General features: G+C 68.1%; 19 protein-coding genes and 1 pseudogene. 4 read left to right on the top strand and 16 right to left on the bottom strand.

Translation table 11 applies throughout. The features are described from left to right. Positions 1-3: 3 nt before the first annotated feature. The 5 genes from rplB to rpsJ are packed head-to-tail and all read right to left on the bottom strand — an operon-like array spanning position 4 to position 2824. Positions 4-840, bottom strand: coding sequence for a 50S ribosomal protein L2 (gene rplB / locus E6P78_RS02000; RefSeq protein WP_018550620.1), 837 nt, complete (start codon positions 838-840; stop codon positions 4-6). Positions 841-879: 39 nt separating this feature from the next. After that, entirely contained in the window at positions 880-1203 is a 324-nt protein-coding gene (rplW, locus tag E6P78_RS01995; RefSeq protein WP_014154589.1) for a 50S ribosomal protein L23, read from the bottom strand. Further along, positions 1203-1853 (bottom strand): 50S ribosomal protein L4, encoded by a 651-nt coding sequence (gene rplD / locus E6P78_RS01990; protein ID WP_018550621.1) that lies wholly within the window; start codon positions 1851-1853, stop codon positions 1203-1205. The genes rplW and rplD overlap by 1 nt, the downstream gene beginning before the upstream one ends. A 4-nt stretch (positions 1854-1857) precedes the next feature. Further along, positions 1858-2502, bottom strand: coding sequence for a 50S ribosomal protein L3 (gene rplC / locus E6P78_RS01985; RefSeq protein ID WP_018550622.1), 645 nt, complete (start codon positions 2500-2502; stop codon positions 1858-1860). Between the two features lie 13 nt (positions 2503-2515). Then, positions 2516-2824: a 30S ribosomal protein S10 gene (gene rpsJ, locus E6P78_RS01980; RefSeq protein WP_003948644.1), complete on the bottom strand. Its 309-nt coding sequence runs from the start codon at positions 2822-2824 to the stop codon at positions 2516-2518. Positions 2825-3322: 498 nt separating this feature from the next. Here rpsJ and E6P78_RS01975 point away from each other — a divergent pair, with 498 nt between their 5' ends. After that, positions 3323-5011: an RNA ligase family protein gene (locus E6P78_RS01975; RefSeq protein ID WP_136201720.1), complete on the top strand. Its 1689-nt coding sequence runs from the start codon at positions 3323-3325 to the stop codon at positions 5009-5011. Further along, the gene (locus tag E6P78_RS01970) at positions 5011-7320 is read left to right on the top strand and encodes an RNA repair domain-containing protein (protein WP_136201719.1); all 2310 of its coding nucleotides are present in this window, start codon (positions 5011-5013) and stop codon (positions 7318-7320) included. Before E6P78_RS01975 ends, E6P78_RS01970 begins: the two co-directional genes overlap by 1 nt. Positions 7321-7410: 90 nt before the next feature. On the opposite strand, the gene E6P78_RS01965 is transcribed toward E6P78_RS01970, so the two are convergent. The 4 genes from E6P78_RS01965 to E6P78_RS01950 form a co-directional block, all read right to left on the bottom strand. Beyond that, positions 7411-7860 (bottom strand): nucleotide-binding protein, encoded by a 450-nt coding sequence (locus E6P78_RS01965; RefSeq protein ID WP_240799002.1) that lies wholly within the window; start codon positions 7858-7860, stop codon positions 7411-7413. A 101-nt stretch (positions 7861-7961) separates the two neighbouring features. Continuing rightward, positions 7962-9104 (bottom strand): XRE family transcriptional regulator, encoded by a 1143-nt coding sequence (locus tag E6P78_RS01960; protein WP_136201717.1) that lies wholly within the window; start codon positions 9102-9104, stop codon positions 7962-7964. Between the two features lie 138 nt (positions 9105-9242). After that, positions 9243-9452 (bottom strand): DUF397 domain-containing protein, encoded by a 210-nt coding sequence (locus tag E6P78_RS01955; protein ID WP_136201716.1) that lies wholly within the window; start codon positions 9450-9452, stop codon positions 9243-9245. Continuing rightward, positions 9449-10330 carry a helix-turn-helix transcriptional regulator gene (locus E6P78_RS01950; RefSeq protein WP_136201783.1) on the bottom strand — a complete coding sequence of 294 codons (882 nt, stop codon included), beginning with the start codon at positions 10328-10330 and terminating at the stop codon, positions 9449-9451. The genes E6P78_RS01955 and E6P78_RS01950 overlap by 4 nt, the downstream gene beginning before the upstream one ends. A 163-nt stretch (positions 10331-10493) precedes the next feature. Here E6P78_RS01950 and E6P78_RS01945 point away from each other — a divergent pair, with 163 nt between their 5' ends. Together E6P78_RS01945 and E6P78_RS01940 are read left to right on the top strand one after the other, a co-directional pair. Beyond that, positions 10494-10919: an ATP-binding protein gene (locus E6P78_RS01945; protein ID WP_136201715.1), complete on the top strand. Its 426-nt coding sequence runs from the start codon at positions 10494-10496 to the stop codon at positions 10917-10919. 285 nt (positions 10920-11204) lie between these two features. Next, positions 11205-12063 (top strand): annotated as a pseudogene (locus E6P78_RS01940) (helix-turn-helix domain-containing protein). 260 nt (positions 12064-12323) lie between these two features. On the opposite strand, the gene tuf reads toward E6P78_RS01940, so the two are convergent. The 7 genes from tuf to rplL all read right to left on the bottom strand — a co-directional run bounded on the left by tuf (position 12324) and on the right by rplL (position 25645). Beyond that, on the bottom strand, positions 12324-13517 hold the full coding sequence (gene tuf / locus E6P78_RS01935) for an elongation factor Tu (protein ID WP_018550640.1): 1194 nt from the start codon (positions 13515-13517) through the stop codon (positions 12324-12326). Positions 13518-13678: 161 nt separating this feature from the next. Continuing rightward, positions 13679-15808 (bottom strand): elongation factor G, encoded by a 2130-nt coding sequence (gene fusA, locus E6P78_RS01930; protein ID WP_136201714.1) that lies wholly within the window; start codon positions 15806-15808, stop codon positions 13679-13681. Between the two features lie 38 nt (positions 15809-15846). Then, complete coding sequence (gene rpsG, locus E6P78_RS01925) at positions 15847-16317, bottom strand: 30S ribosomal protein S7 (protein WP_073964452.1); 471 nt, start codon at positions 16315-16317, stop codon at positions 15847-15849. 2 nt (positions 16318-16319) lie between these two features. Further along, a complete protein-coding gene (gene rpsL / locus E6P78_RS01920) occupies positions 16320-16691 on the bottom strand; it encodes a 30S ribosomal protein S12 (RefSeq protein ID WP_007823146.1) in 372 nt (123 codons plus the stop codon). A 457-nt stretch (positions 16692-17148) separates the two neighbouring features. After that, the gene (locus tag E6P78_RS01915; RefSeq protein WP_136201713.1) at positions 17149-21048 is read right to left on the bottom strand and encodes a DNA-directed RNA polymerase subunit beta'; all 3900 of its coding nucleotides are present in this window, start codon (positions 21046-21048) and stop codon (positions 17149-17151) included. A gap of 129 nt (positions 21049-21177) precedes the next feature. Then, positions 21178-24663: a DNA-directed RNA polymerase subunit beta gene (gene rpoB / locus E6P78_RS01910; protein WP_136201712.1), complete on the bottom strand. Its 3486-nt coding sequence runs from the start codon at positions 24661-24663 to the stop codon at positions 21178-21180. A gap of 598 nt (positions 24664-25261) precedes the next feature. Beyond that, a complete protein-coding gene (rplL, locus tag E6P78_RS01900; RefSeq protein ID WP_136201711.1) occupies positions 25262-25645 on the bottom strand; it encodes a 50S ribosomal protein L7/L12 in 384 nt (127 codons plus the stop codon). Positions 25646-25666 lie beyond the last annotated feature (21 nt).

The raw sequence follows: 25666 nt of genomic DNA, 5'->3' as shown, positions 1-25666 counted from the left end.
CTCCTAGCGCTTCTTGTTCGTCTTGCGGCGGCGGACGATGTACTTGTTCGACGCCTTCTTGGGCGAACGAGTACGACCCTCCTTCTTACCCCACGGCGAAACCGGGTGACGGCCACCGGAGGTCTTACCCTCACCACCACCGTGCGGGTGGTCGACCGGGTTCATGACGACACCACGGACGGTCGGGCGGACGCCCTTCCACCGCATGCGGCCGGCCTTGCCCCAGTTGATGTTCGACTGCTCGGCGTTGCCGACCTCGCCGATGGTGGCGCGGCAGCGGGCGTCGACCAGGCGGATCTCACCCGACGGCATACGAAGGTGGGCCATGGTGCCCTCCTTCGCCAGCAGCTGCACGGAGGCACCCGCGGAACGGGCGAACTTCGCGCCGCCGCCGGGCCGCAGCTCGATGGCGTGGATGGTCGTACCGACCGGGATGTTGCGCAGCGCCAGGTTGTTGCCGGGCTTGATGTCGGCGGCCGGGCCGTTCTCGACACGGTCGCCCTGCGCCAGGCCACGCGGCGCGATGATGTAGCGCTTCTCGCCGTCCGCGTAGTGCAGGAGCGCGATGCGCGCGGTGCGGTTGGGGTCGTACTCGATGTGCGCGACCTTGGCCGGCACGCCGTCCTTGTCGTGACGACGGAAGTCGATCACGCGGTAGGCGCGCTTGTGGCCACCACCCTGGTGGCGAACGGTCACACGACCGGCGTTGTTACGGCCGCCCTTGCTGTGCAGGGGGCGGACCAGCGACTTCTCCGGCGTGGACCGCGTGATCTCGACAAAGTCGGCGACGCTGGAGCCACGACGGCCCGGGGTCGTCGGCTTGTACTTGCGGATACCCATTTCTCAGTCCTCGTCCGATTCCGGACGACTCGACCTCACTTAAGAGGTCGGGCCGCCGAAGATGTCGATACGGTCGCCCTCAGCGAGGGTCACGATGGCGCGCTTGGTGTCAGCGCGCTTGCCGAAACCGGTCTTGGTGCGCTTGCGCTTACCCTGCCGGTTGATCGTGTTGACCCCGGTGACCTTGACCGAGAAGACCGCTTCCACGGCCTGCTTGATCTGGGTCTTGTTGGAGCCGGGCGCGACGATGAACGTGTACTTGTTCTCGTCGAGCAGCGCGTAGCTCTTCTCCGAGACAACCGGCTTGACGAGAACGTCGCGCGGGTCGGAGTAGGTCTTGCTGGTAACGGTCGCCTCGCTCATCAGGCGTCGCTCCCTTCGGTCTCAGCGGTCTGGGGGCCAGACACGAAGGACTCGAAGGCGGCCTGGGTGAAGACCACGTCGTCAGAGACGATCACGTCGTACGTGTTCAGCTGGCCCGGCTCCAGGATGTGCACCTGGGGCAGGTTGCGTGCGGAGAGCCACGCGGCCTCGTCGTTGCGGTCGACGACCAGGAGCACGTTCTTGCGCTCCGAGATCTTGCCGAACAGCGACTTGGCGGCCTTCGTGGAGACTCCACCCTCGACCACGCCGGTGACGACGTGGATGCGGGAGTGACGCGCCCGGTCGGAGAGGGCACCGCGCAGGGCGGCGGCCTTCATCTTCTTCGGGGTGCGCTGCGAGTAGTCACGCGGCTGCGGGCCGTGGACGACGCCACCGCCGACGAACTGCGGCGCACGGGTCGAGCCCTGGCGCGCGCGGCCGGTGCCCTTCTGGCGGTACGGCTTGCGCCCACCACCGCGGACCTCGCCACGGGTCTTGGTCTTGTGCGTGCCCTGACGGGCAGCTGCCAGCTGTGCGACGACGACCTGGTGGATCAGCGGAACGCTGGTCTTCGCGTCGAAGATCTCCGCGGGGAGCTCGACGGTACCGGCCTTGTCGCCTGCCGGCGAAAGGATGTCAATGGTGCTCATTACCTCAAGCCCCCTTGGCCGCGGTACGGACCAGGACCAGGCCGCCGTTCGGACCGGGGACCGCGCCCTTGATGAGCAGCAGACCCTTCTCCGCGTCGACCGCGTGGATGGTCAGGTTCTGGGTGGTGACGCGCTCGTTACCCATCCGACCGGCCATGCGCATGCCCTTGAAGACACGCCCAGGGGTGGCGCAGCCACCGATCGAACCGGGGGAACGGTGCTTGCGCTGGACGCCGTGACCGGCACCGAGGCCCTTGAAGTTGTGACGCTTCATGACACCGGCGAAGCCCTTGCCCTTGCTCTTGCCCGTGACGTCGACCTTGACGCCGGACTCGAACACCTGGGCGGTGATCTCCTGGCCGAGCGTGTACTCGCTGGCGTCAGGGGTGCGGAGCTCCACCAGGTGGCGGCGCGGGGTCACGTCGGCCTTGGCGAAGTGGCCCTTGAGGGGCTTGTTCACCTTGCGCGGGTCGATCTCGCCGAAGGCGATCTGGACCGACTCGTAGCCGTCGCTGTCGTTGGTGCGGACCTGGGTCACGACGCAGGGCCCGGCCTTGACGACGGTCACCGGGACAACCCGGTTGTTCTCGTCCCAGACCTGGGTCATGCCGAGCTTCTCGCCCAGGACGCCCTTAATGTTCTTAGCCATCTCGCGCGTCACCTCAGAGCTTGATCTCGATGTCGACGCCCGCCGGCAGGTCGAGGCGCATGAGCGAGTCAACCGTCTTCGGCGTGGGGTCGAGGATGTCGATGAGGCGCTTGTGCGTGCGCATCTCGAAGTGCTCGCGCGAGTCCTTGTACTTGTGCGGCGACTTGATGACGCAGTACACGTTCTTCTCAGTGGGCAGCGGCACCGGGCCCGCGACCGACGCACCAGTGCGGGTCACCGTCTCGACGATCTTCTTCGCCGAGGAGTCGATGACCTCGTGGTCGTAGGCCTTGAGCCGGATGCGGATCTTCTGTCCCGCCATGGCTACTAGTAGTCCTGTCTCTCGTTAACGCTCTGGAACCCGAGGTTCTGGTAACTCCGCCTCCGACCCACGCGGTCGGGCGTGTCGCATCCCCTCTACGTAGAAGTCCCGAAGGATTTCCCAACCAAGGGGGTGCGGGCCAAGGACCGCGCTGCCGGGGGTGAAACCCCACCGGGTGCCTGGCCGGTGCCCCACTTACGCTTCCCGAAAGATTCCCGTACGTCCGGCCCGCATGGGGCCGACGAGTACTGTGGGACTCGCTTCCGGTCCTCCCGGCGGGAGGCGCGCAGCATTGACACTCAACCGAGCAACCTGGCCAGTGTGCCACACGGGTCATGAGCCTGGCCAATTGGGCCGGGGATCTTACCCCTCCCGAGTGGCTGGTCAAACGCGGGCAGGCCCCGGCCCCCCTCCCCGTACCGCATATTCGGTCGAGCGCTCCCCGCCCCCGCCCCTACAGTGACCGGCCTGGCACGGCGTCGTCACGGGGGCACAGATATGCGTACGCACTATCCGCGGACCTCCCATCTGCCCTGGTCCCCCGGGGCCACCTCGGACGACGTACGGATGACGGACCTCGCCGCGCTGACCGGCGCGGAGGTCGTGGTCACCGAGAAGCTGGACGGCGAGAACACCACGCTGTACGCCGACGGGCTGCACGCCCGCTCCCTCGACTCCGCGCACCACCCTTCCCGCACCTGGGTGAAGGCCCTCCAGGCCCGGATCGGCGCCCGCATCCCGCAGGGGTGGCGGATCTGCGGCGAGAACATGTTCGCCCGGCACTCCCTCGCGTACGACTCGCTGGAGAGCCACTTCTACGGCTTCTCCGTCTGGGACGGCGACCGGTGCCTGGACTGGGACCGGACCGTGGCGTTCCTGCGCGACCTGGGCGTCCCGGCGCCTCCGGTGCTGTGGCGCGGGGTGTTCGACGCGAAGGCGCTGCGCGCGCTGAAGCTGGATACGGGGCGGCAGGAGGGGTACGTGGTGCGCCCCGTCGAGAGCTTTCCGGCCGTCGTGTTCGGGCGCCGGGTGGGCAAGTGGGTGCGCCCCGGGCATGTGGCGACGGACACCCACTGGATGCACGCGGAGGTCGTGGAGAACGGCCTCGGACCGGCCGCCGCCCTGTGGGCCGTACGCTCCGGCGCCCCCGTCGACCCGGCGGCCCTGGCCACGTCCGTCGGCGCGGGCCCCGGCGACGGGGTCGCCGCCACGGGCCCCGGCGATGCCCCCGCCGCGCACGCCACCGCCGACGCCCTCGACGCGCTGGGCCGCGGCGGCGACGACCGGCTCGCCGGTGTCCTCGCCGCGCTGCTGCACGACACCCGCCGCACCACCCTCGCCCCCGCGCTCGCCGGCCCCCTCGGCATGCCGCTCGCCCGCCGCGTCGCGGACCTCGTCGGGCTGTACCCCGCCCTGCACCGCCCCTACCCGGACGAGGAGCGGCGGGCCGGTCTGGCCCGGATGGCGCTCGCCGCCGACCTGAGCGTCCTGCACGCACTGTCCGGGGTGCTGGCGGACACCCCCGAGGCGCGGGAGCAGGTCGAGTGGTCGGCCCTGCACGCGGAGGAGGTACGGGAACCGGCCGGCCTGAGCGAGGCCTTCACCGATCTCGCGCCCGAGGCCGGGGCCCGCTGCCTGGCGCAGGCCCGCGAGGCGTACGCGCTGGGCCGCATCACCTCCGCCGACGAGGCGGTCGCCGCGACCTGGCGGTGGCGGTCCGGGGACTTCCCCCGCCTGATCCAGCTGGCCGGCCCCTCGGGCAGCGGCAAGAGCACCTTCGGCCGGGGCCTGCCGGGCACCGCCACCTGTATAACCCTGGACGATCTGCGCCTGGCGAGGGGTTCGCGCGCCGACCAGAGCGCCAACGAGGACGTCCTGCGCGAGGGCCTGGACCGCCTGGACGCCGCACTCGTCCCGGGCGCGACGGTGGTCTGGGACGCCACCTCGCTCAACCCACGCCAGCGCTCCCTGGTCCACGCGGTCGCCCGCCGTCGCGACGCTCTCGTCACCCACGCCGTGGCGTGGATCGGCGAGGACGAACTGACCGCGCGCAACGGGCGGCGCGAGCACCCCGTACCCCCGCAGGTGCTGGCGTCCCAGCTGCACCGGTTCGTCCCGCCGTACCCCGGCCAGGCGCACCGCACCTGGTACATCGGCACCAGCGGAACCGTGGAGGACCGGGCCTGATGCGCACGAGCGAGGAGATCTACCACCGGGTCCGCTGGGACGCCCGCTTCGACCCGGCACGCTTCGTGCTGGGCGTGGCGCAGCGCGGCCGGGAGCCGAAGCGGGTGCCGCTGGACCGGTTCACGCCGGGCGGCGACATCCCCTGGCACCGGGTCCTCTTCTTCGAGGCGGACGGTGAGCTGGTCTGGGACCGGGCCACGGGCACGGACCGCATCGACGCGACGGACGCGGGCCGGATAAGGGAGTCGCGCCGCCTCCCGCCCCCGTACTTCACGGCCCGCACCCCGCACACGTACTCCCCCGCGACCGGCACCTGGGAACCGGCGCCGGCGCGGACACCCGGCCCGCCCGGCCCGCCCGGTCCGCTGACGGTCCTCACCTGGAACACGCTCTGGGACCGCTACGACAGCGACCGCATCGACACCGCCCGCCGCCGCCCCCTGCTCACCGAGGCTCTGCGCGCGGCGGACGCGGACGTCATCGCGCTCCAGGAGGTGGAGCCCGCGCTGCTCACGCTGCTGCTGGCCTGCGACTGGATACGCGAGGGCTACACGCTCGCCACCGAACCGTCCGGCCATGACGTGCCGGACCTCGGCCTGCTGCTGCTCAGCCGCCTGCCGGTGAGCGAGGCGGCCGTGCACGTGCTGGGCCCGCACAAGGCGGTGGCGGCGGCGGTCGTCGAGACGGCGGACGGCCCCGTGACGGTGGCGGTCACCCACCTCAGCAGCGACCACTCCCCCAAGGGCGCGGTCCGCCGAGACACCGAACTGGCCGATGTGGCCACGGGGTTGGCGTCGGTGGCGGGTGAGCTACTGCTCGTCGGCGACTTCAACGACGGCGGCGACCGCCCGCAGACCCGGCTCGCGATGGCGGACGCGTGGACGGAGATACACGGCCCCGCCGACGACACCCCCACCTTCGACCCGTCCACCAATCCCCTCGCCGCGATCTCCTCCCTCTCGGGCCGCGTCTCCCGCCTGGACCGGGTGCTGCTGCGCACGGACCGGCTGCGAGCGCGTACGGCGACGCTGTGGGGGGAAGCGCCGGGACCGGGCGGTCTGTACGTCTCCGACCACTACGGGGTACGGGTGGAGCTGGGCGCGGCTTCCCCGGCGGCGGGGGGCGAAACCGCCGGCTCTTCCCAAGCGGCCGGGGCCGAAACCGCCGCGGCTTCCCCGGTGGCCGGAGCCGAAACCGCTCGGTCTTCCCGCGAAGCCGGAGCCGGAACGGCCGGGTCTTCCCCGGCAGCCGAGGCCGAAACCGCCGGCTCTTCCCAAGCGGCCGAGGCGGTAACCGCCCGCGTCGCTGCGGCGCTTCCCTGGGCGCGCGTGCACCTCGTGGGCTCCCGGCGCATGGGCTGCGCACGCCCCGGCGCGGACCTGGACCTGGTGGCGGCGCTGCCCGACCTCTCAGGCGTACGGGACCGGCTCGCGGCCGCGTTCCCGGAGGCGCGGGGCCTGCGCGAGGTCACGGGCGCCCGGGTCCCGGGGCTGCGCTGGTGCGTGGACGGCCTGCGGGTGGACCTGGTCACCGTGGCGACGGGAGCCATGCCCCCGACCGAGGCGGTGGCCCGGCGGGCGGAACTGGGCGGGGCGGCGGCGGTCGCGCTGAGCGCGGTGAGCGACGCGGAGGCGGTACTCACGGCGGCGGAGCCGCATCGGGAGGCGTTCACCGCGCTCGCCCGGGAGGTCAAGGAGTGGGCGGCGGCCAGGGGCCTGGACTCCGCCCCGTGCGGCGGTCTCCCCGGCATCGCCTGGGCGCTCCTCGCCGCCCGCACCGCGCACGAGGGGGGCGGTCTCCGGGACTTCTTCGCGACGTGGGCGGCGTGGGACTGGCGCGACCCGGTGGGCGGGGGCCCGGCGGACGGCCACCCGGTCACGGTGTACACGCCGACGTCCCCGGTCCGCTCGTGCACGACACAGGTCTCCCCGGCCGGCCTCGACCTGCTCACGGCGGAACTGTTCCGGGCGTGGGAGACCCTGGACGCGGCGGACGCGGACGCGCGCGGCCGGCTCTGCGCCCCGCCCCCGCTCACCGAGCACCGCGCCTGGGCCCTGGCGGCAGCCGCCCCCTCCGACGAGGGCCGCCTGCGCGGCCGCCTCCTGGCCCTCACCACCGCGTTGTCCGAGGCGGGCGCACCGGACGTCCGGGTCTGGCCGCGCTCGCAGTCGGTGGGCAGTCGCACGGGCTACGCGATCGGCCTGGGCGCGAGGCCCCCGGAGGCGCACCGGCTGGCGGAGATCGGGGCGGAGGTCCTGCGCGGGATCAAGGGGGCGTCGCTGGCGTGGACGGACCGGGTGGGGGCGTGACGCCCGGTTGCACCGGGCTCGGGCCCGGATTCGTTCTCAGACGCCGGATGGGCTTCCGCGGACAGCCAACCGTGGCCGAAAGCGTACCGTTCAGAGTTCGCCGTAATCCAAGAGGCCATGCTCCAGCACGTGCTGCCGGAAGCCACCTGACCCGAAAGGCAGATAGTACTTCCCCTCAAGGAGGTTATCGGCAAGCTCTTCAACCATGACTGTCGTTAGTTTTTGCTCACGAATTGCATCGCACAGAATAGGGACGGTCGCCGTGACTCTGATCCCCTCCTCTTCCGCGATCCGACGCGGGGCAGCATCGTCCACCACGATTTCACAACCGTAGATTTTCCCCATGGCAAGAACTTCACATTCGCCAACGTTCTTACCACCGGCGACCAGTCGGTCGTGGTAACGGGAGAACGCCCCCACATATTCCATGGATTCCGATGAGTGGACGTGAATCCAGTCGGCCTCGACCACCTGCCGCACAGCAGGTATTTGGTCGGCGGCATTGTAGAGTTCGCGCTCAACGGCGCTCGGAATGTACACGCGCCGATCCCCTGCGAGGAACCGTAAGACGCCCAACCACCCCTGGGCGGCGAAGTGGCGCAAGGGGCCCGTGTCGAACACCCAGGCGTCTTCGGGCACTGTCACGAAACGAACCGCCAGATCTCGTCGGGCCGCCGCACGCGATGTCGCGGCAGATCCGCCTCATTGAAAGTACCTTGCAGCAATTCGAGAGCCCGGTCGCGACTGATCCGTTCGTCACGCACCAGCCGCAGTACTGCCCGCGCGAAATCGCGAGGAATTGATGTACCCTCCAGTTCCTCGATGGGCACGTTCAGATTCAGCTCGATGATATCGGTCCGGGTTGTGCGGAATTCGCGCACCGAACGGCTCGTCTCACCGTCAGCCAGGTCCAGCTCCCTCAGCCGTGTCGCCAGGGTGGCCATATCGACGCGGTATTCGCTGGCCAGCAAGATGGCCGCACTGCGCTCCTCATGCTGCGCAACCTTCTTTAGCCATTCCCGGCAGACCGCCGTCCGAGGCAGGAGAAGGGCGCGCGCAAACCGATCAAGGCGCGACTCCATCGGATCGTCACCGCCAGAATGCGCGGAGACTCGCCAGTCCACGGTGTAGTCGTCTGCAATGAGGTAGTGGCCGAGTTCATGCGCAAGCGCCAGTCGTCTGCGACCGACTTGCATGTGGCTGTTGACGAGACTGACCCCGCCACGGCGCAACAGGATCGTCCCGGCGTCGGCGGTGTCCTCTCCGATGTCGCGAGAAAAGGCCAGGAGCCCGAGGGCCGCGGCCTTGTCGGAGAGCCGACAAATCGGTTCGTCCGCCGAAAGCTCCATCAGTGCACGTGCTCTCGCGGCCAGCGCTTCGGCGTCGGAGTTCGTCGAAGGCGCCCTGATGTCGGCTTGAGCGACTACGTCAGCAGCATCAAGGCCGAGTTCCTGAACGCCCAACGCATCGATGAACTCGACCTCGCCGGCAAGGTTCGCAAGAAGCGTGTCGATCTGCGAGTCGACAGTGTCCAGGCCCTGACTGGACCTGTGCGAGACAAGCGCCGGGACAGGCTCCTCGAAGAACGTGAACATGCGAACACCGAGCGCGGAGGCGATATCGGACAGCTCCAACGCCGTGACTCTGCGGACGCCCCCCTCGATCTTGTTCACCGCCGTGCGCTCGATGCCCACCATCTGACCAAGTTCCTCTTGGCTCATACCCATACGTTTACGGGCATCTCGGATGCGCTCACCAAGCGTGCGTGCGTCGATGCTAGCCATACGTGCGATTCTCGCACGCTGCCGGGCGAGCGTCGAGCTGATCAGCGGCCCAGCCCCGCGCTCTTCCGGAAGGGCCGGCCCCGCCCGCCCGGGGCCGTGGCGCGGGCCCGATGCACGGCGGGGCGCACCTACTACTGATCAGCGCCCGGCGGCGTACAAAACGAAGCCCGCCCACGCGGCCGTTCCGAAGGCGAGCTGCGGCACGGACAGGTCCTTCGAGTCACGGACGCGCACGGAGCCGGGCGCAGCCGCGACCTCCACGCATTCGTTGCTGTTGCCGCTGTCGCTGTAGCTGCTCTTGAACCACTCCAGCCGAGAAGTGTCGCCGCCAGAGTCCTTGGTGATCATGTCTCTCCCAGTGCGTGCTCGATGAAGGCCCGCGACTCCCGAGGTGTGAGAGCCTGTGCCCGGATGATGCCATGTCGCAACTCGATGATGCGCACATGCTTCGGGTCAGCGACCGGGCGGCTGCCGAACTCGCCTTCAGAGCGCCCCACCGCCGAACCGTCCCTGAACTTCAGCACCTCCATCTCGCCGCTCATTCCCGCATGGTCCTCGCGGCTGGTCGGCATCACCTGGATCTCGACGTTCCTCAACTCCCCTACCTCCAGAAGGTATTCGAGCTGACGTCGCAGCACCATTCTGCCCCCGATGGGGCGCCGCAGCGTTGCCTCTTCCTGCACAAAGCTGAGTTCCGGCCCAGGTGAGCGGCTGTAGATGGACTTCCGGGCCATACGAGCAGCAACCAGCCGCTCCACCTCGTCCGACGAGAAGGCGGGCCGCCGCATCCCGAACAGAGCCCGCGCGTACTCCTCCGTCTGCAACAGGCCATGGAGGTTGTGGCTGCCGTACGCCGACAGCTCAACCGCCTTCGCCTCCAGCTTCGCCAGGTCCCGCACCTTCTTCGGGTACCGCACAGCCGCCAGGTCCTGCTTCATCGCGGCGATCTTCCCGCCCGCCCCGCACACCTCATCCGCCTTGTCCAGGAACTCCGGGCGGGGGATGCGCCGGCCGCCCTCCACCTTGTAGATCAGGTTCTCGCCGTACCCCATCGCGGCCCCCAACTCGGCGGCCGTCAGGCCCGCCGCCTCCCGCCACGCCCTGAGCTGGCGCCCCACCGCAGCGATCACCGCGACGCCCGACTCGTCGTCGGGGTCGACGTCCCAGCCCGGTTCGTCCGCCCCGGCGTCGGCCTGCCACTCCGTACCGATCTCGTCCACACTCATCCGTGCCCCGCTTCCGCGCCGCGTGCCGTTCTTCCTCAACCCTCTACGTCCCCCGGCCGTCACCCCGTACAGCAGGGACAACGCTGGACAAGCTCGGGACAATGACCGTACGTAAGCGCCGAGTCACCGTGCACGGTACGCACGCGCGGCCACCCTGAGTGACGTGAATCGAGAAATCAACCGAGCCGAACTTTCCGCTCCCGCCCGCGAGTTCGCCGTGCAGCTCTCCCCCACGCGCCGGGGCGCACGGCTCGCCCGGCTGCTCACCACGGCGCATCTGGGCGACTGGGGGCTCCCCACCGAAGCGGCCGCGCACATCGTGGCCGAGCTGGCCGCCAACGCCGCCGCGCACGGGCGCGTGCCGGGCCGGGACTTCCGGTTGAGTCTCACCGTGAGTGACGGGTCCCGGCTGCGGATCGAGCTGACCGACACCCGGGGCGACCGGCTGCCCGTGCCCGACTCCCCGGGTCCGTACGCGGAAAGCGGGCGCGGTCTGCTCATCGTCGAGGCGCTGGCGGACCGCTGGGGCGTCGTGGAGGGACCGGTACCCCGTAAAACGGTGTGGGCCGAGCTCGACCTCGTACCGTGACGGACCCCTCCGCGTCGCGGCCGGCCGCGTCCCGGGCCACCGGGTCGCGGTCCTCCACGACGTAAGAAAGGCTTTTAAAGAACCCGGGAAAGAACCAGACCCAACCCCACCCCACCCCGCTCTGACCTGCATCACTCGCGCGAGTGAACTAGGCCAACTGAGCTGGATTCGGCACGGGTTGCCTGGCATATGCTCGCCGCGACAAGCCCAGAACATGAGACGGCCCCCGGCGAGACGCCAATCTCGACCGAGGGCCTGACCAACGAGGAAGAAAGCAGCTTCCTGATGGCTACCCCGCAGGTTATCGCGCCCCCGCGCGCCCCGTCCGGCTCCCCCGGGCCCCACCCCGACGTCACGCCGACCTCCGGCGTCATCCACGTCAACGTCCGCCACATCTCCGGCTTCACGGTCATCGGCAACCACCTCGCCCAGCACGCGGACCTCTCGCTCACCGCGATCGGGCTCGCCGCGCACATCCAGTCGCTGCCCGCCGGGGCCAGGGTCGGCATCAAGGTCCTCGCCGCCCGCTTCCCGGAGAGCGAGGCCCGTATCGCCGCCGCGCTGAAGGAGCTGGAGGCCACCGGCTACCTGCACCGCAGCCGCGTGCGCCTCCCGGACGGCCGTGTGGTCACCCGCACGACCTCGTACAACCAGCCGACCGCCACGGCGCCCGCGCCCGCTCGGCAGCACCCCCAGAAACCCGCGCCCGCACCCTCCCGGCAGACACCCGCCCCCGTACCCTCGCCCGCCCCGAGGAAGAAGCAACCCCCTACCGAGCAACGGCACCCCGCGGCCACCACGCTCCTCGCCGGGCTCCGCCGCCACGCGCCCCAACTCACGCTCTCCGCGAGGGACATCAGCGAACTCGCCCCGGCGGTCGCCGCCTGGCTCGATCGCGCCGTACACCCCGCGACCATCCAGCACGCCCTGACCAGCGACCTCCCGGCCCTGGTCAGACGCCCGGCGGCATTCCTCCGCAACCGCCTGACCGCACTTCTGCCGCCCCCCACTCCCGGAGGCGGCAGAACCAGGCCCCGAGGTCGTCCCACTCCAGGACTGCGACCTCTGCGAACGCGTCTTCCGGGCGCCGGAGCCCGGACACTGCCGCGACTGCCGCGAGGCGGAGCCGTACAGAGCCGCCTGACCCCAGACAACGCCCCGGCGCGCAGCCGTCACCGGCACCGCCGGGTTCCCGGCAGCGGCACTCGCCGCCCTGGCCGCCTTCGCCGCTGTACGAGGCCGGTGGCGCACCGCTCGGGCCCGGCGGCGGCCGTCGCGGGAGTCCGGCGGGAGGGCCGCGGGAGCCCCCAGCAACACCGAAGGGCCCCGCCCCACCGCGTGAACGGTGGGACGGGGCCCTTCTTGGTGCTCTGTGCGGAGCAACCAGGTCAGACGAACAAGTGACTACTTGTTGATCTTGGTGACCTGGCCGGCGCCCACGGTCCGGCCACCCTCACGGATGGCGAACTTCAGGCCCTCTTCCATGGCGACCGGCTGGATCAGCGCGACGGACATGACGGTGTTGTCACCGGGCATGACCATCTCGGTGCCCTCGGGGAGGGTCACAACGCCCGTCACGTCCGTGGTACGGAAGTAGAACTGCGGGCGGTAGTTGTTGAAGAAGGGGGTGTGACGGCCACCCTCGTCCTTCGACAGGATGTAGGCCTGGGCCTCGAACTCGGTGTGCGGCGTGACCGAACCGGGCTTGATGATGACCTGGCCGCGCTCGACGTCCTCGCGCTTGATGCCACGGAGGAGCAGACCGACGTTCTCACCGGCCTGGCCCTCGTCGAGCAGCTTGCGGAACATCTCGATGCCGGTGACCGTGGTGGTGGTCTTCTCCTGCTTGATACCCACGATGTCAACGGTCTCGTTGACCTTGAGGATACCGCGCTCGATACGACCGGTGACGACGGTGCCACGACCGGTGATCGTGAAGACGTCCTCGATCGGCATCAGGAACGGCTTGTCGACGTCGCGCTCGGGCTGCGGGATGTTCTCGTCCACGGCCTTCATGAGCTCGAGGACGGTGTTGCCCCACTCCTTGTCGCCCTCGAGCGCCTTGAGCGCCGAGACCTTGACGACCGGAAGGTCGTCGCCCGGGAACTCGTACTCGGAGAGCAGCTCGCGGACCTCGAGCTCGACGAGCTCCAGGATCTCCTCGTCGTCCACCATGTCGGCCTTGTTCAGCGCGACGACGATGTACGGCACGCCGACCTGGCGGGCCAGGAGCACGTGCTCCTTGGTCTGCGGCATCGGGCCGTCGGTGGCGGCGACCACGAGGATGGCGCCGTCCATCTGCGCGGCACCGGTGATCATGTTCTTGATGTAGTCCGCGTGACCCGGGCAGTCGACGTGAGCGTAGTGACGCTGCTCCGTCTGGTACTCGACGTGCGCGATGGAGATGGTGATACCGCGCTGGCGCTCCTCGGGAGCCTTGTCGATCTGGTCAAAGGCCGAGGCCTCGTTCAGGTCGGGGTACGCGTCGTGCAGCACCTTGGTAATGGCGGCCGTGAGGGTCGTCTTACCGTGGTCGATGTGACCGATGGTGCCGATGTTGACGTGCGGCTTAGTCCGCTCGAACTTCGCCTTCGCCACTGGGTCCTCCTGTGGAGTGGTTCTGTACGCCTTGCTTCATCGGCGCCAGGTGATCTTTGCTGGGATGCCGGCCCCCGGGGGCATTCTCCGCGAAACCTGCGTTCTGCGACGAATGCCCCGCGAGGCTCCGGTGACAAGCCTAAAGCGTGAGCTCGGGAGAGTTACTCGCCCTTGGCCTTCGCGATGATCTCCTCGGCGACGTTCCGCGGAACCTCGGCGTAGGAGTCGAACTGCATCGAGTAGCTTGCGCGACCCGAGGTCTTGCTGCGGAGGTCTCCGACGTAGCCGAACATCTCCGAGAGGGGCACGAGGCCCTTCACGACGCGAGCGCCGCTGCGCTCCTCCATGGCCTGGATCTGGCCACGGCGGGAGTTGAGGTCGCCGATGACATCGCCCATGTAGTCCTCGGGCGTGGTGACCTCGACGGCCATCATCGGCTCCAGGAGCACGGGGGACGCCTTGCGGGCACCCTCCTTGAACGCCTGCGAACCGGCGATCTTGAAGGCGAGCTCCGAGGAGTCGACCTCGTGGTAACCACCGTCGAGAAGGATGACGCGGACGCCGACCATCTCGTAACCGGCCAGGATGCCGAACTGCATGGCTTCCTGGGCACCCGCGTCCACCGAGGGGATGTACTCACGGGGGATGCGGCCACCGGTGACCTTGTTGACGAACTCGTAGGACGCGTCGCCGCCCTCGAGGGGCTCGATGGCGATCTGCACCTTCGCGAACTGGCCGGTACCACCAGTCTGCTTCTTGTGCGTGTAGTCGATGCGCTCGACGGCCTTGCGGATCGTCTCGCGGTACGCGACCTGCGGCTTGCCGACGTTCGCCTCGACGCGGAACTCGCGCTTCATGCGGTCGACGAGCACCTCGAGGTGAAGCTCGCCCATACCACCGATGATGGTCTGGCCGGTCTCCTCGTCGGAGTGCACCTGGAAGGACGGGTCCTCCTCGGAGAGGCGCTGGATGGCGACACCCAGCTTCTCCTGGTCACCCTTGGACTTGGGCTCGATGGCGACCTGAATGACCGGCGCCGGGAAGTCCATGGACTCCAGGATGACCGGGTTCTTCTCGTCGCACAGCGTCTCACCGGTGGTGGTCTGCTTCAGGCCCATGACGGCGATGATGTCGCCGGCGCCCACCGAGTCGATCTCCTCACGCTTGTTCGCGTGCATGCGGTAGATCTTGCCGATGCGCTCCTTCTTGCCCTTGACGGAGTTCAGCACCGCGGTGCCGGCGTCCAGGCGGCCGGAGTAGATCCGGACGAAGGTGAGCTTGCCGAGGTGCGGGTCGCTCGCGATCTTGAACGCCAGGGCGGACAACGGCTCGTCGTCCGAGGGCTTGCGCTTGATCACGGCCTCGGCGTCCTTGGGGTCGTGGCCCTCGATGGCCTCGACGTCCAGGGGGGAAGGCAGGTAGCGGACGACCGCGTCGAGCAGGGGCTGGACGCCCTTGTTCTTGAACGCCGTGCCACAGAACACCGGGGTGACGGTGACGGAGTCGGCGCCGCCCCGGGAGGCGAGCGTGATGCGGCGGATCGCCTCGTGCAGCTGCTCCTGGGTGGGCTCGGTGCCCTCCAGGTACAGCTCCATCATGGCGTCGTCGTTCTCGGCCACGGACTCAAGGAGCTTGCCGCGCCATTCCTCGGCGGCCTCCTTGAGGTTGTCCGGGATCTCGACGATGTTGTACATCTCGCCCTTGGCGGCCTCTTCGGGGTACACGAAGGCCTGCATCGACACGAGGTCGACGACACCCGTGAAGTCGGCCTCCGCGCCGATCGGCAGCTGCATGACGATCGGGGTCGCGCCGAGGCGGTCCACGATCATGCCGACGCAGCGCAGGAAGTCGGCGCCGGTGCGGTCGAGCTTGTTGACGAAGCAGATACGCGGCACGCCGTAGCGGTCCGCCTGACGCCAGACGGTCTCGGACTGCGGCTCGACGCCCGCCACACCGTCGAACACGGTGACGGCGCCGTCGAGGACGCGGAGCGAACGCTCCACCTCGACGGTGAAGTCGACGTGACCCGGGGTGTCAATGATGTTGATGGTGTGGTCAACATCGTTGAGCGGCCAGTGGCAGGTCGTCGCGGCGGACGTGATCGTGATGCCGCGCTCCTGCTCCTGCTCCATCCAGTCCATCGTCGCGGAACCCTCGTGGGTCTCGCCGATCTTGTACGAACGACCGGTGTAGAACAGAATCCGCTCAGTGGTGGTCGTCTTGCCCGCGTCGATGTGGGCCATGATCCCGATATTGCGGACCTTGGCCAGGTCAAGCGAAGTGGTGGCCATAAGGCTCAGTCTTCTCTCGGTCTCGATGGGGGTAGCGACTACCAGCGGTAGTGCGCGAAGGCCTTGTTGGATTCGGCCATCTTGTGGGTGTCCTCACGCTTCTTGACGGCAGCGCCAAGACCGTTCGAGGCGTCGAGCAGCTCGTTCATGAGCCGCTCGGTCATCGTCTTCTCGCGGCGGGCGCGGGAGTAGCCGACGACCCAGCGCAGCGCGAGGGTGGCGGCGCGACCGGGCTTGACCTCGATCGGCACCTGGTAGGTGGCGCCACCGACACGGCGGGACTTGACCTCGAGCGAGGGCTTGACGTTCTCCAGCGCGCGCTTCAGCGTGATGACCGGGTCGGCGCCGGTCTTCTCGCGAAGACCCTCCATGGCGCCGTACACGATCCGCTCGGCGGTGGAACGCTTGCCGTCGAGCAGGATCTTGTTGATCAGCGACGTGACAAGAGGAGAGTTGTAGACCGGGTCGATGATGACCGGGCGCTTCGGGGCGGGGCCCTTACGAGGCATTCTTACTTCTCCTTCTTGGCGCCGTAGCGGCTGCGGGCCTGCTTGCGGTTCTTGACACCCTGGGTGTCGAGCGAGCCGCGGATGATCTTGTAACGAACACCCGGCAGGTCCTTCACACGGCCACCACGCACGAGCACGATGGAGTGCTCCTGCAGGTTGTGTCCCTCACCCGGGATGTAGGCCGTGACCTCGATGCCCGAGGTCAGACGCACACGCGCGACCTTCCGGAGGGCGGAGTTCGGCTTCTTCGGGGTGGTCGTGAACACACGCGTGCAGACGCCGCGGCGCTGGGGCGAACCGTCCAGTGCGGGCGTCTTGTTCTTCTCGACCTTGTCCTGCCGGCCCTTCCGGACCAGCTGCTGGATCGTAGGCACTACTTCTCCGGTTTCTGTGTGCCGTCGGTGAAACTAACCTGGAACGTCACCGACCCACGCGGTCGGGTGTGTCGAATCCAGCAAGCTTCTGCCGCGAGGGCACGAAGAGCACGGATCACGGTGGCCAAAGACAGGCTCGCCGTGCGGTTGAGGACACGCACACGAGCCCAGGCACACCCCAGGCACAAGGTCTGAGCGTACCTACCTCACGGACTCCGGTCAAAACAAATGCCGTCCACCCCGGCCCGCCGGCCCGCCCGCCCGGCTTGTCCCGACCCGTACGGATGCCGCACGGCCCCGCGTGGACGCCCGCAGGGGCCCGTACGGGCCCCGCAGCGCACCCTCGGGCCCCCGGAGCCACTGCCACCCTACCCGAACCGGTGTGACGCATCGCACGCCGGAGGGCGGCCACCCCGCGTACGGGATGACCGCCCTCCGGTCGTATCAAGCGACTCGCTTACTGGTTGTACGGACCGTAGTCGTAGTCCTCCAGCGGAACGGCCTGGCCGGAGCCCGTGCCGAACGGCGAGTAGTCGATGTCGTCGTAGCCGACGGCCGAGTACATCGCGGCCTTGGCCTCCTCGGTCGGCTCGACCCGGATGTTGCGGTAGCGGGACAGGCCCGTACCGGCCGGGATGAGCTTACCGATGATGACGTTCTCCTTGAGGCCGATCAGGGAGTCGGACTTGGCGTTGATCGCCGCGTCCGTCAGGACCCTGGTCGTCTCCTGGAAGGAGGCCGCGGACAGCCACGACTCCGTCGCCAGCGAGGCCTTGGTGATACCCATCAGCTGCGGACGGCCGGAGGCGGGGTGACCGCCCTCGGTGACCACACGACGGTTCTCGGTCTCGAACTTCGAGCGCTCGACGAGCTCGCCCGGCAGCAGTTCCGCGTCGCCGGACTCGATGATCGTCACGCGGCGGAGCATCTGCCGGATGATGATCTCGATGTGCTTGTCGTGGATCGACACGCCCTGCGAGTTGTAGACCTTCTGGACCTCGCCGACCAGGTGGACCTGGACCGCGCGCTGACCGAGGATGCGCAGCACGTCGTGCGGGTTGGTGGCACCCACGGTGAGCTTCTGGCCCACCTCGACGTGGTCGCCCTCGCCGACCAGCAGACGGGCGCGCTTGGAGATCGGGAAGGGGATCTCGTCGCTGCCGTCGTCCGGCGTGACCACGATCTTCTTGGTCTTCTCGGTCTCCTCGATCCGGACCCGGCCCGCGGACTCCGAGATCGGGGCGACACCCTTGGGCGTACGGGCTTCGAAGAGCTCGACGACTCGGGGCAGACCCTGGGTGATGTCGTCACCGGCCACACCACCGGTGTGGAAGGTACGCATCGTCAGCTGGGTACCGGGCTCACCGATGGACTGGGCGGCGATGATGCCGACCGCCTCACCGATGTCGACCAGCTTGCCGGTGGCGAGCGAGCGGCCGTAGCAGAAGGCACAGGTGCCGACCGCGGACTCGCAGGTCAGGACCGAGCGGGTCTTGACCTCCTCGACGCCGGCGCCCACCAGGGCGTCGATCAGGACGTCACCGAGGTCGACGTTGGCAGGCGCGATGACCTTGCCGTCGACGACGACGTCCTCGGCGAGCATGCGGGCGTAGACCGAGGTCTCGACGTCCTCCGTCTTGCGGAGCACGTCGTCGTGGCCCTTGACCGCGATCTTCAGCTTCAGGCCGCGGTCGGTGCCGCAGTCCTCCTCGCGGATGATCACGTCCTGCGAGACGTCCACCAGACGACGGGTCAGGTAACCCGAGTCGGCGGTACGCAGGGCGGTGTCCGCCAGACCCTTACGGGCACCGTGCGTGGAGATGAAGTACTCCAGAACGGTCAGGCCCTCACGGAAGGACGCCTTGATGGGACGCGGAATCGTCTCGTTCTTGGCGTTGGACACCAGACCACGCATACCGGCGATCTGACGCATCTGCATCATGTTTCCTCGGGCACCCGAGTCAACCATCATGAAGATGGGGTTCGTCTTGGGGAAGTTCTCGTTCATGGCCTCGGCAACCTCGTTGGTCGCCTTGGTCCAGATCGCGATGAGCTCCTGCGTGCGCTCGTCCTTGGTGATCAGACCGCGCTCGTACTGCTTCTGGACCTTCTCGTCCTGCTCCTCGTAGCCCTTGACGATGGCCTTCTTGGCCTCGGGCACGACGACGTCGGAGATGGCCACGGTGACGCCGGAACGGGTCGCCCAGTGGAAGCCGGCCGCCTTCAGGTTGTCGAGCGTCGCCGCCACGATGACCTTGGGGTAGCGCTCGGCGAGGTCGTTGACGATCTCGGAGAGCTGCTTCTTGCCGACCGAGTAGTCGACGAACGGGTAGTCCTCGGGCAGCAGCTCGTTGAAGAGCGCGCGGCCCAGGCTCGTCCGCAGCCGGAAGGTGTCGCCCGGCTGGTACTCGGGCTCGCCCTCCTCGGCGACCGGCGGCACCCAGCCACGCGGCGGGATGGTGCCCACCGGGAAGCGGATGTCGACGGACGACTGAAGCGCCAGCTCGCCGGCGTCGAACGCCATGATCGCCTCGGCCGTGGAGCCGAACGCGCGGCCCTCGCCCTTGGTGTCACGGAGCTCGCCGTCGGTGGTCAGGAAGAACAGACCCAGCACCATGTCCTGGGTCGGCATCGTGACCGGACGGCCGTCGGCCGGCTTCAGGATGTTGTTCGAGGACAGCATCAGGATGCGGGCCTCGGCCTGCGCCTCCGCGGACAGCGGCAGGTGCACGGCCATCTGGTCACCGTCGAAGTCCGCGTTGAACGCGGTGCAGACGAGCGGGTGGATCTGGATGGCCTTGCCCTCGACCAGCTGCGGCTCGAAGGCCTGGATGCCGAGGCGGTGCAGGGTGGGCGCACGGTTCAGCAGCACCGGGTGCTCGGCGATGACCTCTTCGAGGACGTCGTACACCACGGTGCGGCCGCGCTCGACCATCCGCTTGGCCGACTTGATGTTCTGCGCGTGGTTCAGGTCGACCAGGCGCTTCATCACGAACGGCTTGAACAGCTCCAGCGCCATCGCCTTCGGCAGACCGCACTGGTGCAGCTTGAGCTGCGGACCGACGACGATCACGGAACGCGCGGAGTAATCCACACGCTTGCCGAGCAGGTTCTGACGGAAACGACCCTGCTTACCCTTCAGCATGTCGCTGAGGGACTTCAGGGGACGGTTACCGGGACCGGTGACCGGGCGACCGCGGCGGCCGTTGTCGAACAGCGCGTCGACGGCCTCCTGCAGCATCCGCTTCTCGTTGTTCACGATGATCTCGGGCGCGCCGAGGTCGAGGAGACGCTTGAGGCGGTTGTTGCGGTTGATCACACGGCGGTACAGGTCGTTCAGGTCGGAGGTCGCGAAGCGGCCACCGTCCAGCTGCACCATCGGACGCAGGTCCGGCGGGATGACCGGCACGCAGTCCAGCACCATGCCCTTGGGCTTGTTGCTGGTCTGCAGGAACGCGGAGACGACCTTGAGGCGCTTGAGCGCACGGGTCTTCTTCTGGCCCTTGCCGGTACGGATGATCTCGCGGAGGCGCTCGGCCTCCTCGTCGAGGTCGAAGGACTCCAGGCGCTTCTGCAGCGCGGCGGCGCCCATGCAGCCGTCGAAGTACGTGCCGAAGCGGTCACGCAGCTCGCGGTAGAGCAGCTCGTCGCCCTCCAGGTCCTGGACCTTGAGGTTCTTGAAGCGGCTCCACACCTCGTCGAGGCGGTCGATCTCGCGCTGCGCACGGTCGCGCAGCTGCTTCATCTCGCGCTCGGCACCCTCGCGCACCTTGCGGCGCACGTCGGCCTTGGCGCCCTCGGCCTCCAGCTCGGCCAGGTCGGTCTCGAGCTTCTTGGCGCGGTTCTCCAGATCGGAGTCGCGGCGGTTCTCGACCTGCTGGCGCTCGACGGAGACGTGCGCCTCCAGCGACGGGAGGTCGCGGGTGCGGCGCTCCTCGTCCACGAACGTGATCATGTACGCGGCGAAGTAGATGACCTTCTCGAGGTCCTTCGGCGCGAGGTCCAGCAGGTAGCCCAGGCGCGACGGGACGCCCTTGAAGTACCAGATGTGGGTGACGGGAGCGGCGAGCTCGATGTGGCCCATGCGCTCACGGCGCACCTTGGCGCGCGTGACCTCGACGCCGCAGCGCTCACAGATGATGCCCTTGAAGCGGACACGCTTGTACTTGCCGCAGTAGCACTCCCAGTCCCGGGTCGGACCGAAGATCTTCTCGCAGAAGAGTCCGTCCTTTTCGGGCTTGAGGGTGCGGTAGTTGATGGTCTCCGGCTTCTTGACCTCGCCGTGGGACCAGGTCCGGATGTCGTCCGCGGTGGCAAGGCCGATCCGCAGCTCGTCGAAGAAGTTGACGTCGAGCACTTGTCGTCAATCCCTCTTTCGGGGGTTCGAGCCCCCTCGCGTCACGCGAGAAATCGGGGCACTTCAGCAATGGTCTGAACGGGTCCGGGGAGAGCCGGCCGGATCACGGAGATCCGGCCGGCCAACCCGTCAGACCTCTTCGACGCTGCTCGGCTCGCGCCGGGACAGGTCGATACCGAGCTCCTCCGCCGCGCGGAAGACGTCCTCGTCCGTGTCGCGCATCTCGATGGACATGCCGTCCGAGGACAGCACCTCCACGTTGAGGCAGAGCGACTGCATTTCCTTGATGAGCACCTTGAAGGACTCGGGAATGCCCGGCTCGGGGATGTTCTCGCCCTTGACGATCGCCTCGTAGACCTTCACGCGGCCGGTGACGTCGTCGGACTTGATCGTCAGCAGTTCCTGGAGGGCGTATGCGGCGCCGTAAGCCTCAAGGGCCCACACCTCCATCTCGCCGAATCGCTGCCCACCGAACTGCGCCTTACCACCCAGCGGCTGCTGCGTGATCATGGAGTACGGGCCGGTCGAGCGGGCGTGGAGCTTGTCGTCGACCAGGTGGTGCAGCTTGAGGATGTACATGAACCCGACCGAGACCGGGTCCGGGAACGGCTCGCCGGAGCGGCCGTCGAACAGCTTGGCCTTGCCGGAGGGCTGCACCAGGCGGTCGCCGTCGCGGTTGGGGATCGTGGCATCGAAGAGACCGGAGATCTCGTCCTCGCGCGCACCGTCGAAGACGGGCGTGGCGACGTTGGTGCCGGGGGCGACCTGGTCGGCGCCGATGGCCTGCAGGCGCTTGGCCCACTCGTCACCGAGGCCGGAGACGTCCCAGCCGCGGCTGGCGAGCCAGCCGAGGTGGATCTCCAGGACCTGTCCCGGGTTCATTCGGGACGGGACACCCAGCGGGTTGAGGATGATGTCGACCGGGGTGCCGTCCTCCAGGAACGGCATGTCCTCGATCGGGAGGATCTTCGAGATGACGCCCTTGTTGCCGTGACGGCCGGCGAGCTTGTCACCGTCGGTGATCTTGCGCTTCTGCGCGACGTAGACGCGGACCAGCTGGTTCACACCCGGCGGCAGCTCGTCGCCTTCTTCGCGGTCGAAGACGCGGACGCCGATGACCTTGCCGATCTCACCGTGCGGCACCTTCAGCGAGGTGTCGCGCACCTCGCGCGCCTTCTCACCGAAGATCGCGCGGAGCAGGCGCTCCTCGGGGGTCAGCTCGGTCTCACCCTTGGGCGTGACCTTGCCGACGAGGATGTCGCCGGCGACGACCTCGGCACCGATACGGATGATGCCGCGCTCGTCGAGGTCCGCGAGGACCTCCTCGGAGACGTTCGGGATGTCCCGGGTGATCTCCTCGGGGCCGAGCTTGGTGTCACGGGCGTCGACCTCGTGCTCCTCGATGTGGATCGAGGAGAGGACGTCGTCCTGCACGAGGCGCTGCGACAGGATGATCGCGTCCTCGTAGTTGTGACCCTCCCACGGCATGAACGCCACGAGCAGGTTCTTGCCGAGCGCCATCTCACCGTTCTCGGTGGCCGGACCGTCGGCGAGCACCTGGCCCTCGATGACCCGGTCGCCCTCGGAGACGACGACCTTCTGGTTGACCGAGGTGCCCTGGTTGGAGCGCATGAACTTGGCGATGCGGTACGTGGTGTACGTGCCGTCGTCGTTGGTCACGGTGATGTAGTCCGCGGAGACCTCCTGGACCACACCGTCCTTCTCGGCCTTCAGCACGTCACCGGCGTCGGTGGCGCAGCGGTACTCCATGCCGGTGCCCACGAGCGGGGCCTCCGACTTGATGAGGGGCACGGCCTGGCGCATCATGTTCGCGCCCATGAGGGCACGGTTGGCGTCGTCGTGCTCCAGGAACGGGATCATCGCGGTGGCGACGGACACCATCTGGCGCGGCGAGACGTCCATGTAGTCGACCTCGGCGCCGGGCACGTAGTCGACCTCTCCGCCACGACGGCGGACCAGGACGCGGGGCTCGGTGAAGCGCAGCTCGTCGGAGAGCGTCGCGTTCGCCTGGGCGATGACGAAACGGTCTTCCTCGTCGGCCGTGATGTAGTCGACCTCGTCGGTGACCTGGCCGTCGACGACCTTGCGGTACGGCGTCTCGATGAAGCCGAACGCGTTGACGCGGCCGTACGAGGCGAGCGAACCGATCAGACCGATGTTCGGGCCTTCGGGGGTCTCGATCGGGCACATGCGTCCGTAGTGGGACGGGTGCACGTCACGGACCTCGAAGCCGGCCCGCTCACGGGAGAGACCACCCGGGCCGAGCGCCGACAGGCGACGCTTGTGGGTGAGACCCGACAGCGGGTTGTTCTGGTCCATGAACTGCGACAGCTGGCTGGTGCCGAAGAACTCCTTGATGGAGGCGACGACCGGCCGGATGTTGATCAGGGTCTGCGGCGTGATCGCCTCGACGTCCTGGGTCGTCATGCGCTCGCGCACGACGCGCTCCATGCGGGCCAGACCCGTACGGACCTGGTTCTGGATGAGCTCGCCGACGTTGCGCAGACGGCGGTTGCCGAAGTGGTCGATGTCGTCGGTCTCGACGACGATCGAACGGCCGGACTCGCCCACCGTCTCGGTCTCACCGGCGTGCAGCTTGACCAGGTACTTGATGGTCGCGATGACGTCGTCGGTGGTGAGCACGCCGGCGTCCAGCGGCTCGTCGGCGCCGAGCTTCTTGTTCACCTTGTAGCGGCCGACCTTCGCGAGGTCGTAGCGCTTCGGGTTGAAGTAGAGGTTCTCGAGCAGCGTCTGAGCGGCCTCGCGGGTGGGCGGCTCGCCCGGGCGGAGCTTGCGGTAGATGTCGAGCAGTGCGTCGTCCTGGCCCTGGGTGTGGTCCTTCTCCAGGGTGGCGCGCATGGACTCGTACTCGCCGAACTCCTCGAGGATCTGCTCGGTGCTCCAGCCGAGAGCCTTCAGGAGGACGGTGACGGACTGCTTGCGCTTGCGGTCGATGCGGACACCGACCATGTCGCGCTTGTCGATCTCCATCTCCAGCCAGGCACCCCGGGACGGGATGATCTTGGCGGAGAAGATGTCCTTGTCGGACGTCTTGTCGATCGACGAGTCGAAGTAGACACCCGGCGAGCGGACCAGCTGCGACACGACGACACGCTCGGTGCCGTTGATGACGAAGGTGCCCTTGTTGGTCATGAGCGGGAAGTCGCCCATGAAGACCGTCTGGGACTTGATCTCGCCGGTCTCGTTGTTGGTGAACTCGGCCGTGACGAAGAGCGGGGCGGCGAACGTGAAGTCGCGCTCCTTGCACTCGTCGATCGAGTTCTTCGGGGGCTCGAAGCGGTGGTCGCGGAACGTAAGCGACATCGACCCGGAGAAGTCCTCGATCGGCGAGATCTCCTCGAAGATCTCCTCCAGGCCGGACTTGGTGGGGACGTCTTGTCCACTGTCCAGAGCAGCCTCGACGCGAGCCTTCCAGGCGGCGTTGCCGAGGAGCCAGTCAAAGCTCTCGGTCTGCAGCGCGAGGAGGTTCGGAACCTCGAGGGGCTCCTTGATCTTTGCAAAAGAGATGCGCAGCGGGGCGGTGCTGGCGCCGTTGTTCGTATTCGCGGTCGAGGCGTTGCGCGAGGCGGCCAAGAGGGGGTCCTTCCGAGGGCTCGGACTCACTACGCGCGTACCGGTCCCAAACTGGACAGGTGGACAGATATCCCAGGTAAGGGATGTTCTGGTCCACGGTGCACAAGATGGGTATGCCCCTGGTGACGGGCAGGAGGCAGCTAACAGGCAGCGCAAAGGGTCAGTGTAGCCAAGTGCCACACTGATGTCCAGTCGGGGTTTTCAGAGACCCACGTTGCTCTCAACAGCTGTTCTCAACACCTATGTCTAGCCCTGCGCGAGGTGCGCTCTTCTTTACTGCCCGCTTCACCATCGATCCATGCCTCGGATTCGGATCGATTCGGCGACGCGCCTTGAGAATTGCGCGCCTCGTGCGGTTCGTCAAGGCCCCCTCGGCCCGGCCGGCCCCAGAGGCCCGCGGACGCCGCCCCTCGGACGACGGTCGCGTACCCCACGAGAGGCGCACGGCGAAAGATCACCATACTCGTCAACGCGGGAAGGGCAAGGCACCCGCCACGGATACGCCGAAAGGCGATCACCCGTAAGGGTGATCGCCTTTCGCGATGTGACACCGCGCCTCGCGGCACGGCGGTCCTGAGGAGTCAGAGGACTCGCAGGGTCACTTGACCTCGACGGAGGCGCCGGCGGCCTTGAGGGACTCGGCAGCCTTCTCGGCGGCCTCCTTCGCGACCTTCTCGACGACGGGCTTCGGGGCGCCGTCGACGAGGTCCTTGGCCTCCTTCAGGCCGAGCGAGGTGAGCTCGCGCACGACCTTGATGACCTGGATCTTCTTGTCACCGGCGGCGGTGAGGATGACGTCGAACTCGTCCTTCTCCTCCTCGGCCGGGGCAGCCGGGCCACCCTGGGCCGGGCCCGCGACGGCGACGGCCGCGGCGGCGGTGACGTCGAACTTCTCCTCGAAGGCCTTCACGAACTCGGAGAGCTCGATGAGGGTGAGCTCCTCGAACTGGGCGAGCAGGTCTTCCTGGCTGAGCTTCGCCATGACAGGCGTCCTTCCACTATT

Source organism: Streptomyces sp. A0958, from assembly GCF_004795035.1.
Taxonomy (GTDB): Bacteria; Actinomycetota; Actinomycetes; order Streptomycetales; family Streptomycetaceae; genus Streptomyces.
The sequence above is the reverse complement of the archived record's forward strand: the minus strand, read 5'-3'. Positions and strand labels throughout refer to the sequence as shown.

Coding starts and splice junctions, on each gene's coding strand:
- fusA (WP_136201714.1), bottom strand. CDS start 15,808: ATGGCCACCACTTCGCTTGACCTGGCCAAGGTCCGCAATATCGGGATC.
- rpsJ (WP_003948644.1), bottom strand. CDS start 2,824: ATGGCGGGACAGAAGATCCGCATCCGGCTCAAGGCCTACGACCACGAG.
- E6P78_RS01970 (WP_136201719.1), top strand. CDS start 5,011: ATGCGCACGAGCGAGGAGATCTACCACCGGGTCCGCTGGGACGCCCGC.
- rplB (WP_018550620.1), bottom strand. CDS start 840: ATGGGTATCCGCAAGTACAAGCCGACGACCCCGGGCCGTCGTGGCTCC.
- E6P78_RS01960 (WP_136201717.1), bottom strand. CDS start 9,104: ATGGCTAGCATCGACGCACGCACGCTTGGTGAGCGCATCCGAGATGCC.
- E6P78_RS01955 (WP_136201716.1), bottom strand. CDS start 9,452: ATGATCACCAAGGACTCTGGCGGCGACACTTCTCGGCTGGAGTGGTTC.
- rplD (WP_018550621.1), bottom strand. CDS start 1,853: ATGAGCACCATTGACATCCTTTCGCCGGCAGGCGACAAGGCCGGTACC.
- rplC (WP_018550622.1), bottom strand. CDS start 2,502: ATGGCTAAGAACATTAAGGGCGTCCTGGGCGAGAAGCTCGGCATGACC.
- rplL (WP_136201711.1), bottom strand. CDS start 25,645: ATGGCGAAGCTCAGCCAGGAAGACCTGCTCGCCCAGTTCGAGGAGCTC.
- E6P78_RS01950 (WP_136201783.1), bottom strand. CDS start 10,330: ATGAGTGTGGACGAGATCGGTACGGAGTGGCAGGCCGACGCCGGGGCG.
- rpsG (WP_073964452.1), bottom strand. CDS start 16,317: ATGCCTCGTAAGGGCCCCGCCCCGAAGCGCCCGGTCATCATCGACCCG.
- rplW (WP_014154589.1), bottom strand. CDS start 1,203: ATGAGCGAGGCGACCGTTACCAGCAAGACCTACTCCGACCCGCGCGAC.
- E6P78_RS01975 (WP_136201720.1), top strand. CDS start 3,323: ATGCGTACGCACTATCCGCGGACCTCCCATCTGCCCTGGTCCCCCGGG.